This is a genomic window from Nocardia inohanensis NBRC 100128 (assembly GCF_001612945.1).
Classification (GTDB): Bacteria; Actinomycetota; Actinomycetes; order Mycobacteriales; family Mycobacteriaceae; genus Nocardia; species Nocardia inohanensis.
Window position 1 is genome coordinate 442887 of the sequence record NZ_BDBK01000002.1, and the last position, 12079, is coordinate 454965.

The 12079-nt window shown below is 68.0% G+C and carries 8 protein-coding genes; 7 read left to right on the top strand and 1 reads right to left on the bottom strand.

Going from position 1 to position 12079, the window contains the following annotated elements; translation table 11 throughout:
• The first annotated feature begins 79 nt into the window (after window positions 1-79).
• Together pcrA and NI1_RS08275 are read left to right on the top strand one after the other, a co-directional pair.
• Window positions 80-2497, top strand: a complete 2418-nt coding sequence (gene pcrA / locus NI1_RS08270) for a DNA helicase PcrA (protein ID WP_067816401.1) — start codon at window positions 80-82, stop codon at window positions 2495-2497.
• 338 nt (window positions 2498-2835) lie between these two features.
• On the top strand, window positions 2836-3183 hold the full coding sequence (locus NI1_RS08275; RefSeq protein WP_067816405.1) for a hypothetical protein: 348 nt from the start codon (window positions 2836-2838) through the stop codon (window positions 3181-3183).
• 127 nt (window positions 3184-3310) lie between these two features.
• Here the strand turns inward: NI1_RS08275 and NI1_RS40225 are convergent, their stop codons facing one another.
• The gene (locus tag NI1_RS40225; RefSeq protein WP_067816408.1) at window positions 3311-4642 is read right to left on the bottom strand and encodes a M23 family metallopeptidase; all 1332 of its coding nucleotides are present in this window, start codon (window positions 4640-4642) and stop codon (window positions 3311-3313) included.
• A gap of 545 nt (window positions 4643-5187) precedes the next feature.
• On the opposite strand from NI1_RS40225, the gene sucC reads away from it, so the two are divergent.
• The 5 genes from sucC to NI1_RS37805 all read left to right on the top strand — a co-directional run bounded on the left by sucC (window position 5188) and on the right by NI1_RS37805 (window position 11976).
• Window positions 5188-6354 carry an ADP-forming succinate--CoA ligase subunit beta gene (gene sucC, locus NI1_RS08285; protein ID WP_067816411.1) on the top strand — a complete coding sequence of 389 codons (1167 nt, stop codon included), beginning with the start codon at window positions 5188-5190 and terminating at the stop codon, window positions 6352-6354.
• A gap of 15 nt (window positions 6355-6369) precedes the next feature.
• Entirely contained in the window at window positions 6370-7284 is a 915-nt protein-coding gene (sucD, locus tag NI1_RS08290; RefSeq protein WP_067816413.1) for a succinate--CoA ligase subunit alpha, read from the top strand.
• Between the two features lie 240 nt (window positions 7285-7524).
• Window positions 7525-8511, top strand: coding sequence for a DUF5336 domain-containing protein (locus NI1_RS08295; RefSeq protein WP_067816416.1), 987 nt, complete (start codon window positions 7525-7527; stop codon window positions 8509-8511).
• 25 nt (window positions 8512-8536) lie between these two features.
• A complete protein-coding gene (locus NI1_RS38440; RefSeq protein WP_169815553.1) occupies window positions 8537-9721 on the top strand; it encodes a DUF5336 domain-containing protein in 1185 nt (394 codons plus the stop codon).
• 635 nt (window positions 9722-10356) lie between these two features.
• On the top strand, window positions 10357-11976 hold the full coding sequence (locus NI1_RS37805; protein ID WP_067816425.1) for a cell division protein PerM: 1620 nt from the start codon (window positions 10357-10359) through the stop codon (window positions 11974-11976).
• The last annotated feature ends 103 nt before the right edge of the window (window positions 11977-12079 follow it).

Genomic DNA, 12079 nt, shown 5'->3' on the forward strand with positions numbered 1-12079 from the left:
TCGCCAGACCGGCATTATTCGGACACCTGTGCGATCCGCTGCGGCGGCTGTCGGTGCTCGTCGGTAACGTGGATGGACGATGAACACGACGGTGGCAGACGCGCAGAAGACCGAGCAGTTGCTCGAAGGGTTGAACCCGCAACAGCGTGCAGCGGTGGTGCATTCGGGGTCTCCGCTTCTCATCGTCGCAGGCGCGGGGTCGGGGAAGACCGCCGTGCTGACGCGGCGCATCGCCTATCTCCTCGCCGCCCGGAATGTCCGACCCGGCGAAATCCTGGCAATCACCTTCACCAACAAGGCCGCGGCCGAGATGCGCGAGCGCGTGGCCGGACTGGTGGGCCCGCGAGCAGCGAGTATGTGGGTCTCCACCTTCCACTCCAGCTGCGTGCGAATCCTGCGAACCCAGGCCGCCCTGGTTCCGGGCCTGAACACCAACTTCTCCATCTACGACGCCGACGACTCGCGCCGCCTGCTCGGCATGATCAGCCGCGACTTCGACATCGACGCCAAGAAGTACACGCCGCGGCTGCTGGCCACCGCCATCTCCAATCTCAAGAACGAACTCGTCGGCCCGGACCAGGCCGCCGCCGACGCCGAGACCGAAGACGCCGAACTGCCGCGCCTGGTCGCCAAGGTCTACGGCGAATACCAGCGCCGGCTGCGCGCCGCCAACGCCCTGGACTTCGACGACCTGATCGGCGAGACCGTAGCCATCCTCCAGAAGCATCCACAGGTCGCCGAGTACTACCGCCGGCGCTTCCGGCACGTCATGGTCGACGAATACCAGGACACCAACCACGCCCAGTACGTACTGGTGCGCGAGCTGGTCGGGTACCACCTGCCCAAGGACTCCGAGGACCGGGTGCCGCCGTCGGAGCTGTGCGTGGTGGGTGACGCGGACCAATCCATCTACGCGTTCCGCGGGGCGACCATCCGCAATATCGAGGAGTTCGAGCGGGACTTCCCGGACTCGGAAACCATTCTGCTGGAACAGAACTACCGGTCCACCCAGCGCATCCTGACCGCCGCCAACGCGGTCATCGCGCGCAACGAGAACCGGCGCGACAAGAAGCTGTGGACCGACCAGGGCGACGGCGATCTGATCGTCGGCTACGTGGCCGACAACGAACACGACGAAGCCTCGTTCGTGGCCCGCGAGATCGATCGCCTGGTGGACGCGGGCGAGGCCAACTACGCCGATGTGGCGGTCTTCTACCGCACCAACAACAACTCCCGGGCCCTGGAAGAGATCTTCATCCGAATGGGGCTGCCCTACAAGGTGGTCGGCGGCGTGCGCTTCTACGAGCGCAAGGAAGTCCGCGATATCGTCGCCTACCTGCGCGTGCTGGCGAACCCGGACGACGCGGTGAGCCTGCGCCGGATTCTCAACACCCCGCGCCGCGGCATCGGCGACCGCGCCGAGGCGTGCGTGGCCGTGCACGCCGAACAGCGCGGCATCGGCTTCGCGCAAGCGCTCCGGGACGCCGGCGAAGGCAAAGTGGCGTTGCTCAATACCCGCTCGCAGCGGGCCATCTCCAACTTCCTCGACATCCTGGCCGATATCCGGGCCGCCGGGGTGCAGGAGGATCTCGACTTCCCCGATGTCGGCAATGTGGTCGAAGCGGTGCTGGATCGCAGCGGCTACCGCGCCGAACTCGAGGCTTCCGACGACCCGCAGGACGGGGCCCGGCTGGACAACCTCAACGAATTGGTCAGCGTCGCCCGCGAATTCAGCTCCGAGGCGCGCAACAATGTCGAGGCCGCCCGCGCCGAGGGCATCCTGCCCGAAGCCGCCGAAGGCGAACCGGACCCGGGCTCCCTCGCCGCCTTCCTGGAGCGCGTCTCCCTGGTGGCCGACGCCGACCAGATCCCCGAAGAGGGCTCCGGTGTGGTCACCATGATGACCCTGCACACCGCCAAGGGCCTGGAATTCCCCGTCGTCTTCGTGACCGGCTGGGAAGACGGCCAATTCCCGCACATGCGCGCCCTGGGCGACCCGACCGAACTGGCCGAGGAACGCCGCCTCGCCTACGTCGGCATCACCCGCGCCCGCAAACGCCTCTACCTCTCCCGCGCCGTCATCCGCTCCGGCTGGGGCCAGCCCGTCTCCAACCCCGAATCCCGCTTCCTGCAAGAAATCCCGGGCCACCTGATGGACTGGCAGCGCCTGGAACCCACCCCCTCCCAATCCCGCGGCTTCCGCCGCCGCGGCGAAGGCGACGGCCTGGAACGCGACTGGACCCGCGGCGAAAGCTGGAACGAACCCCGCCCCGGCGTCCGCGCCGATCGCCGCCCCGCCCCCTCCGGTTTCGGCGCCGCCAAACGCAACAACGACATCGTCCTCGCCGTCGGCGACCGCGTGAACCACGACAAGTACGGCCTCGGCCGCGTCATCGCCGCCGACGGCATCGGCAACCTCTCCACCGCCACCATCGATTTCGGCACCGCCGGCACCATCCGCCTGATGCCCCAGCACGCCCCGCTCACCAAACTCTGAAGCTGAAGTGGGCCGCGCAAAGCCGCTGACATGCGGAGATGCTCGTTGTATTCTCTATCTACGGGTTACGAATGGCTGCTTTCGGCAGCGAGGAACCTAGATGGAGACCTGACCGCCGATGCGGTGATCAGAGCACTTCTGGATGGACGGCGACGTTGGGTTCAGTCGGTGTCCACAAAGAACGGGGCACCCGGACTATCCGTGTGGACTCGAACCCCGGCGGGGCTTCCGATACTGGTTGTGCTTCGGCCGTTGGGCGGGTTCGATCACCAGATCGTCTACGTTGCACAGATGACGCCCGAACAGGTGATTGCGTTCGAGAATTGGGAGGCGAACCAATGAGCGCACAGAACAATGAGTTCCGCGAACTAGCGGAAGCGGAGGAGTTGGCTGCGGCCGCTGCGGCCGGCGAACTCATCGTCGGTGAGGCGATCGACGCAGATTCGGTTCTTCCTCCGCGCCCGGCCACACGAACCTCAGCAGATGACACCCTCGTAGTGACTACGGTTCGGCTCACCATGAGACAACGGCGCCGAGCAGAGGAGATCGCAGCCAAGCGCGGAACTGACCTGGCCTCGCTTGTGCGCAGCTGGGTCGACGAAGGCATTGCCGAAGACGAGCAGGACTATGCGGTATCCGCGGCCGATGTAAAGCGGATGCTCGCGGGCTTGCGCAGAATCGCCTGATTCGTCTGTGCGGACCGCGGGTGCCGGTTCGCCGTTGAACCTCGCTTCGACGCGGCCGCGTCGAGGCCCCTGAACGCGAATGTCCCCGGACTCCGGGGAGTCCGGGGACATTGCCGGTTGTTCGGGGCTAGTCGCGCTGCACGCCGAGGGAGATGCCGCGGGAGGCCAGCCAGGGCAGGGGGTCGATCTTGTCGACGCCGTTCAGCCAGACCTCGAAGTGGCAGTGGGGGCCGGTGGAGAAGCCGCGGTTGCCTACGGTGGCGATCTGGTCGCCTGCCATGACGCGCTGACCCTGCGAGACGGTGGCGGTGTCGATGTGGCCGTAGATGGTGACGGTGCCGTCGTCGTGCAGCAGGCGGACCCACATGCCGAAGCCGGAGGCGGGGCCCGCTTCCAGGACGGTGCCGTCGGCTACCGCGTAGATCGGGGTGCCGATGGGGGCCGCGACGTCGACGCCGAGATGCTGCACGCCCCAGCGGATGCCGTAGCCGGAGGTGTAGTTGCCGCTGGTGAACTTCGTGAACAGCGGGCGCAGCTTGGCGGCTTCCTGTGCGGCCAGGTCGGCGGCGTACTGCTGACCCTTGCGCAGGATGTCGTTGAACTGGTTGATGTCCACGGGGGCGCCGACATTCAGCACCTGCGGCGCGCCGGAGGGAGCGTTGTCGGCGAGACCGATGGTCTCGGCCGAAGCGATCTCCTTGACCTGCGCGGCGGCCTGGTATTCGACGGTGTCGGACTGGGTGCCGGCGGATTCCAGCCCGGTGTGCCCGGCCGCGACCACCGCACCGGCCGCCACCGCTACGACGGCGGCACGGCCCTTGAGGGCGGTCGGGGGAGCGGGCAGGCGGTGCGCGCCACCGGCGGCGCGACGGCGGCCACCGGAACGCGGCGCGGGCGCGTCCGCATCCGTTTCGGGCGCATTGTGATCCAGACGCGCGCCGTCACCGGAGAACTTGAGTTCTTCGCCGGCGGCGGTCCGGAAGCTGTAGACCGGCCGGTAATCACCGGAGGGGCTGGGATCGGCGGAAGGGTCCCAGTTGGAACGCGATTGGGAGGCCCAGGCGTTCGGGTTGGGCGCGGCCCAGCCATTGGCGGTGGTGGTAGTGGTGGCGTTCCAGTCGGAGTGTGAATCGTCCCAACCGGTCTCACCGGCCGTGCCCGAGTTGTCCCAATCGGCGGCGTGGTTGTCCCACTGCCCCTGCGCATCCCATTCGGGCTGCGCGGCCTGGTACTCGGATTGCCCGGCCTGCCAATCGGACTGCTGCTGCCAATCCGCGTCGCCGGCCCAGCCGGCATCGGCCGGAGCGCTCCACGAACTGGCGTCCCACTGATGCGCGGTGGCTTGACCATGGGCGACGGGCGCACCGAAATGCGTTGCGCCGCCATAGTTCTCGGATTCCTCGCGATAACGGTGCCCGTGTTTGGCGCGATTGGGCGAGGGGAAGGAATCGTCGTTCATGCGATCTGTCCCGAGTAGAGCGGTGAGGCCGGCGGTGCGCCTGCGGAGCTGCTCTTCACCTGCGGAGCGCTGTGCTGCGTCAAGCCTGCCGTCCTCCTGTCGTGACCGGGTTGTGACATCGACCGCATCGACGGTAACGAAACGATTGCGGGTCAGCAAGCGATGGGCCCGGTTCGACACGCTGCTGTGACATTCATCACCTTGCGCGCACGAATTTCCTCACTGTGCTCGGGGTAACCAAGTGAGCCATTCCAACTACGTGCCGTAGTACCCCGTATCACCCTTCGGGATTCGTGTGTTCTACCTGGCGCGTGGTCAACAAGCTACTCGTGAGTAGCAAAAACGCGGGCTCTACCAGCACCGGAGACAGTACCGTGACCTGCGCCACTTAGGCTGTATGCGGCTGATTTCGGCTCCGTGTGACTGATTAGAGTCCGACCCGACCCGGCTGACCATTTCGAGCGAGCTGCAAGCAGTCGCTACGGCCAGACGACGGGCCGCCAACCAAGACGTTGTCACAACAACGCAGACGAGACGGTGAGTACATGGATCTCTTCGAATATCAGGCGAAGGAACTCTTCGTGAAGCACGGAGTGCCTTCGTCGGAGGGCCGCGTCACGGACTCGGCCGAGGACGCGCGTGCCATCGCGGAGGAAATCGGCAAGCCTGTGATGATCAAGTCGCAGGTCAAAGTCGGTGGCCGCGGCAAGGCCGGTGGCGTGAAGTACGCCGCCACCCCGGACGACGCCTTCACCCACGCCTCCAACATCCTGGGCCTGGACATCAAGGGTCACATCACCAAGAAGGTGCTGGTCGCCGAGGCCAAGGACATCGCCTCGGAGTACTACATCTCCTTCCTGCTGGATCGCTCCAACCGCACCTACCTGGCCATGTGCTCGGTCGAGGGCGGCATGGAGATCGAAGAGGTCGCGGCCACCAAGCCGGACCGGCTGGCCAAGGTCGCCGTCGACGCCGTCAAGGGCGTGGACCTGGCCTTCGCCCGCAGCATTGCCGAGCAGGGCCACCTGCCCGAGGACATCCTGGATGCCGCGGCGGTCACCATCCAGAAGCTCTGGGAAGTCTTCATCAAGGAAGACGCGACCCTGGTCGAGGTCAACCCGCTGGTCCGCACCCCGGACAACCAGATCCTGGCCCTCGACGGCAAGGTCACCCTGGACGAGAACGCCGAGTTCCGTCACCCCGACCACCTCGAGTTCGCGGATATCGACGCCACCGATCCGCTCGAGCTCAAGGCCAAGGAGAACGACCTCAACTACGTCAAGCTCGACGGTGAGGTCGGCATCATCGGCAACGGCGCGGGTCTGGTCATGTCGACCCTCGACGTGGTCGCCTACGCCGGTGAGAACCACGACGGCGTGAAGCCGGCCAACTTCCTCGACATCGGCGGCGGCGCTTCGGCTGCCGTGATGGCCGCCGGCCTGGACGTCATCCTGGGTGACTCGCAGGTCAAGTCCGTGTTCGTGAACGTCTTCGGTGGCATCACCGCCTGTGACGCGGTCGCGAACGGCATCGTCGGCGCGCTCCAGACTCTCGGTGACGCGGCCTCCAAGCCGCTGGTCGTCCGCCTGGACGGCAACAAGGTCGAAGAGGGCCGCAAGATCCTCGCCGACTTCAACCACCCGCTGGTGACTCTCGCCCAGACCATGGACGAAGGCGCCGACAAGGCCGCCGAACTGGCCGCGGCCAAGTAAAGGACACGAACCAACATGTCTATCTTCCTGAACAAGGACAACAAGGTCATCGTCCAGGGCATCACCGGCGGCGAGGGCACCAAGCACACCGCGCTGATGCTGAAGGCGGGCACCAACGTGGTCGGCGGTGTCAACGCGCGCAAGGCGGGCACCACCGTCACCCACACCGACAAGGACGGCAACACCGTCGAGCTGCCGGTGTTCGCGTCGGTCGCCGAGGCCATGGAGAAGACCGGGGCCGACACCTCGATCGCCTTCGTGCCGCCGGCCTTCTCGAAGGACGCCATCATCGAGGCCATCGACGCGGAGATCCCGCTGCTCGTGGTCATCACCGAGGGCATCCCGGTGCAGGACACCGCCTACGCGTGGGCCTACAACGTGGAGAAGGGTCAGAAGACCCGCATCATCGGCCCGAACTGCCCCGGCATCATCACCCCGGGTGAGTCGCTGGTCGGCATCACCCCGGCCACCATCTCCGGCAAGGGCCCGATCGGCCTGGTCTCCAAGTCCGGCACCCTGACCTACCAGATGATGTTCGAGCTGCGGGACTTCGGTTTCTCCACCGCCATCGGCATCGGCGGCGACCCGGTCATCGGCACCACCCACATCGACGCCATCGAGGCGTTCGAGAAGGACCCCGAGACCAAGCTCATCGTCATGATCGGCGAGATCGGCGGCGACGCCGAAGAGCGGGCCGCGGCCTACATCAAGGCCAACGTGACCAAGCCGGTCGTCGGCTACGTCGCCGGCTTCACCGCCCCCGAGGGCAAGACCATGGGCCACGCCGGCGCCATCGTCTCCGACGGTGCGGGCACCGCGCAGGGCAAGAAGGAGGCCCTCGAGGCCGCGGGCGTGAAGGTCGGCAAGACCCCGTCCGAGACCGCCGCCCTGGCGCGCGAGATCCTGGAGAAGGCGAGCATCTCCGCGTAAGTACTGCGCGCGAAAGCCGAAGGCCGCCTGTCGAATTCGACGGGCGGCCTTTTTCGTCGCGGAAATGGCGTGATCGGAATCCGTTGCGGCGCTGGGACGAGCGTGGTTGTCGCCTGGTGTTCAAACCGTGATATTCGGCGCATTCGAGCCGGTCGCCGCGCGGCGGTTGGTGGTGACCTGCGGCGTCGAGTGCAGTAGCGTCGATGGAGGTTCGTGAACGACTCGATAGGAGACGACGACATGTCATACCCGACCGGGGGCTCGGGATATAACGCGCCCCAGCCGACGCCCTCCGCAGGTTCCGGCTACGGCCAGCCTCCGGCGAGCAGCGCTAGCACCGCGGCGACCGGGACGGGGGATGCGGGCAAGGGCTTGCCGTTCTTCCTGACCATCGGTGTGGCCGCGCTGGGCGTGATCACCTTCCTGTTGGGTCTGCTTCCTTTCGTCAAGGAGAAGAAGAACCTCGAGAACATCGATCTCAGCGCCAGCCTGTTCTCCCAGGGCGGCACCACGGCGCTGGGCCTGGTGCTGCTGGCCGGTCTGATCGCGGGAGTCTCGCTGCTGACCAAGCAGCGCTACACCGCGCTGGCGGCCGCCGCCGCCCTCGCCGGTTTCGTGACCTTGCTGTTCCAGACCTTCTCGCTGCCCGGCTACGTCGAAATGGCCGGTGGCGGTTGGGTTCTGGTCGTCTTCGCCTTCCTCACGGCCGCGGCGGCCGTGGTGTCGCTGCTGTTCGAGCTCGGCATCGTCAAGCCGCCCGCGCCGAAACCGGCTCAGCCGCAGGGTGGTTACGGGCAGCCGTTCAGCCAGACCGGTCCGCAGGGCTACCAGCAGCCGGGCTTCGGCCAGCAGGGCGGCTACGGCCAGCAGCCGGGGCAGACGCCGTCCTTCGGGCAGTCGCCGCAGCCGGGCAGCCAGCCGTCGTACGGCCAGCAGCCGTCCTTCGGGCAGCAGCCGCCGTCCTACGGTCAGCAGCAGCCCGCCGGATACGGCACCGGTTCCCAGCCGACCTACGGTCAGCAGCCCGGATACGGCCAGCAGCCGGGCGGTTTCGGTCAGGCGCCGGGCCAGTCCTACGGCCAGCAGCCGCAGCCGGGTAGCGCCGACGCCACCCAGCACTTCGGCGGCCAGCAGCAGCGTCCCGCGCAGCCGTTCGGCGGCGAGCAGACCTCCGATCCGGCCGCGGACGCCACCCGCGCTTTCCGCCCCGGGCAGGACGACAAGTAATTCCCTACTCGCGTAAGGAGATCCGATGTCGTACCAGGTTCCAGGCTCACCTCCACCGGTTCCCGGAACCGGGTACGGCAGCACTCCTCCACAACAGGCGGGGCCCGGTTTCGGTGCCCCGCCTGTTGCGGGTCGCGGCCCGGCGTTCGGACTGAACATCGGTGTCGCGGTGCTCGGGCTCATCGCCTTCGGGCTCGGATTCGCGCCGTATATGGCGAGCAAGCCCTACGACATCGGCGGTCGCATGACCACCGGCGGCTACAGCTTCTATCTCCTCGATACCCCCGGCGGCGCGGCGCTGCTCGGGCTGGCGCTGGCCGCCGGATTGCTCGCGGTGATTTCGCTGCTGTCCCCGCAGCGGTGGGCCGCGCCGGTCGCGGTGCTCGCGGTGGTCGGCTTCCTCGGCTTCCTCTGCTACGTGCTGAAATCGCTCGACGACGACACCGAGATCAAGTGGGGCGGTTGGCTGCTGATCTTCCTGCTCTTCGTGCAGGCGGTGCTCGCGGTCGTGGTGCTGCTTTTCGAAATGGGCATCATCAAGTCCCCCGCGAAGACCTTCGCCCCGCAGGCGTACGGCGCGCCCAGCTACGGCCAGCCGCCGTACGGCACCCCGTCCCAGCCCCAGCCCTTCGGCTGGACGGGCCCCCAATCTCAGCCCGGCTTCGGCCAATCCGGTCCGCACGCCCAACCGGACTTCGGTCAGTCAGGCTCGCATGAGCAGGGTTTCGGTCAGTCCGGCTCGCACGCCCAGCCCGGCTACGGCCAATCGGGCTCGCACGCCCAGCCCGGTTCCGGTCAATCGGGCTCGCAGGCGCAGCCTTTCGGCCAGCCCGCCACACAATTCGGTGAATCCGGCGCGCCGCCACAGCCTTACGCTCCGCCCGCCCCGCCCTACGGCCACAGCGGTGCGCATCCGCAGCCGGGCCAGCACGATTTCGGCCAGCCGCCCGCCGGTTACGGTGGCCAGCCGGGCTACGGCGATCAGTCAGGTCACGGCGGGCAACCGGGTCACGGTGGCCAGCCGGGTTACGGCGCTCAGCCAGGTCACGGCGGGCAACCGGGTTACGGAGGCCAGCCGGGTTACGGCAGTCAGCCGGGCCACAGCGCCTCGCCCGCACCCGACCAGCGTTCGCCCTACGCCCCGCCGTCCAGCGATGCGCCGAACCCGGCATCCGGTCCGAGTTCGACTTCCGGTTCGGACAACACGTAGCCCGGCGATACGTGGCCGCAGTGCGGCCGCAGATCGCCCTGGAGGGGCACGGCCGCGCCGACGACCTCCTCGCCACCGACACCACCAACACCCTCGGCTGGTTCACCAGCGTCTTCCCCGTCCGCCTCGGCGCGGGCGACGTGCGAGCGGCCGAAGCCCTGCGAGCGGCCCCGGAATACTCCGGGGCCGTTCGCCTTCCAGGCCGCCGGTATCAGTCCGTGCCGCGAGTCGACCGATCGGACTCTCCGGACCGGTGCTGTATGGCGGTGCCGCGTGGCTTTCGCTTCGAAATCCGGATGCGGGCGACTCGGTCCTCTCGCTGTTCGCGAGCGAGTTCGATGCACGGCGTGAATCGCTTGGTCGGCTGCGGCTTCGGCCGTATCTCGTCCCGGACTACGCCGCGTCCGCGAGCACCTCGGCCGCTCCGAGACGCAAGGTTCGCACCGGCTGAGCCGTGTTCCCGCCCGTTCGACGGTCCGTCGCGCCGGCGGTTGCCTATACGCTCGGGTGGGGAGTGAGCCGCGCGACCGGCCGGTTCGCTCGACTGTCCGATCCGCTGTGACGCCGTGCGGACCATCGTTCGGTGCGGCGCGCCTGACCCTTTCGTTTGTGAGATGCTGCCACGCTGGTTTTCCATGAGCTCCTCCAGAACGTCCCTGGTTCGCCTGAGCGACAGCGAGCCGCGTGATCGGCCGCGCGAGCCGGTGCGGGCGAGCGCGGGCGGGGGCGGGTTCGGATCGTTGACGCCGGATCGGGCGCGGGTGCTGCTGTTCGTGGCGGCGCGGGCGTCGGCGGTGACCCTGCTGGTGATCGTGGTGCTGGTGCTGGGGACGCTGTTCGCGGCGGGCAGTTCGATGACGGGGGCCTCGGGGGCGATCGCGGCGAGCTGGCTTGCGGTGCATCAGGTTCCGCTGGTGATCGGCAAGACCGCGGTCGGGCTGTGGCCGCTGGTCCCGACCGGATTCATACTGTGGCTGGTGGCGCGGGACTGCGCACGCGCCGCCGAACCCGATTGCACGCGTGCGGATCTGGGCTGGATCGCGGGCGCGGCGGTGGGCGGCCCGCTGCTCATCACCGCGGTCTGCCTGGCGGTGGCCGACGACGCCTCGGGCGTGATGCCCCTGCAAGCACCGGACACCCTGGTCGCCTTCGCCTGGGTGATCGTCCTGCATCTGATCGCCGCCGCGGCGGGTATCGGTTCCCGGCACTGGCGCGAACTCACCTACCTGCTGCCGATGCCCCTGCCGCACTGGGTGATTCCCGGCGTACAAGCGGGCTTCCGCGCGGTCGGCCGCCTGCTCGCGGTGGCGGGCGCGCTCACGCTGGTCTCGTTCCTGGCCCACTGGTCGCGCATCGGCGATACCTTCCACGCCGCCGGAAACTTCGTCGGCGTAATCGGTTTGATCCTGCTCTCCCTCGCCTACCTGCCGAACGTGCTGATCGACGCGGCGAGCGTGCTGCTCGGCGGCCAGGTGCACATCGGCCCCGGCTCCCTGAGCCTGTTCGCCATCGACGGCGCCCCGGTCCCCGCCGTCCCCATCGTCGCGGCCGTCCCCTCCGGCCCCGTGGCGGTCTGGTGGCTGGCCCTGCTCATCGTCCCCGCGGCCGTCGGCATCCGCACCGGCCTGGATTGCGCACGCGCGAGCGATGATCGCCCCACCGCCCCCTGGGCCACCCTGACCGCGGCCGCCGTGGCGACCGTCCTGCTCGCCGCCCTCGGCGCGGTGGCCGGTGGAGACCTGGGCACCTTCGGCTGGATCGGCCCCGACGTCCTGCTCACCGCCGCCGCCACCTTCGCCTGGCTCGCCATCGCCGGCTACGTCGGCATGTTCGGCGGCCGCTGGTTCCTGCTCCCCGCAGCCGGCGGGGTAATGGGCGGCCTGCTCGGCCGAAAAGCCGCTCGCACCATCCGTTCCGACGACGACTACGACGACACCGATGACGCGTACGACTACGACGACCGCTATGACGACGAGTACGACGACTACACGGGCAACGACGACGCGGACGCTGACTACGCCGACGACGAATACGACGACGACTACGAAGAAGACGCCACCGCAACCTCCGACGACTACGACGACCAATACGACGACTACCCCGATCAGGATCGCGGCGGCGCAATCGAACTGGACGGCGAACTCCTCGACGATGACGACGAGCCGGTAGCGACCCCACGCGGATACACCCCACCCGACGACGCCCCCGACATCGTCGACGCCGAAGTCGTTGAGGGCAGCGAACGCGACAACTGATTTCGCGAGGATCGGGGTAACTCCCCGGGTACGCCCGAAATAGTCTCGGCACCCGACCGCCGGCCCGCATACGAGACGCCCCACGGCTCTCGAGCCGGGCGCT

What these genes read in the sequence shown, in the direction of transcription:
- pcrA (WP_067816401.1), top strand. Translation starts at nt 80, where the DNA reads ATGAACACGACGGTGGCAGACGCGCAGAAGACCGAGCAGTTGCTCGAA.
- NI1_RS08275 (WP_067816405.1), top strand. Translation starts at nt 2,836, where the DNA reads ATGAGCGCACAGAACAATGAGTTCCGCGAACTAGCGGAAGCGGAGGAG.
- NI1_RS40225 (WP_067816408.1), bottom strand. Translation starts at nt 4,642, where the DNA reads ATGAACGACGATTCCTTCCCCTCGCCCAATCGCGCCAAACACGGGCAC.
- sucC (WP_067816411.1), top strand. Translation starts at nt 5,188, where the DNA reads ATGGATCTCTTCGAATATCAGGCGAAGGAACTCTTCGTGAAGCACGGA.
- sucD (WP_067816413.1), top strand. Translation starts at nt 6,370, where the DNA reads ATGTCTATCTTCCTGAACAAGGACAACAAGGTCATCGTCCAGGGCATC.
- NI1_RS08295 (WP_067816416.1), top strand. Translation starts at nt 7,525, where the DNA reads ATGTCATACCCGACCGGGGGCTCGGGATATAACGCGCCCCAGCCGACG.
- NI1_RS38440 (WP_169815553.1), top strand. Translation starts at nt 8,537, where the DNA reads ATGTCGTACCAGGTTCCAGGCTCACCTCCACCGGTTCCCGGAACCGGG.
- NI1_RS37805 (WP_067816425.1), top strand. Translation starts at nt 10,357, where the DNA reads ATGAGCTCCTCCAGAACGTCCCTGGTTCGCCTGAGCGACAGCGAGCCG.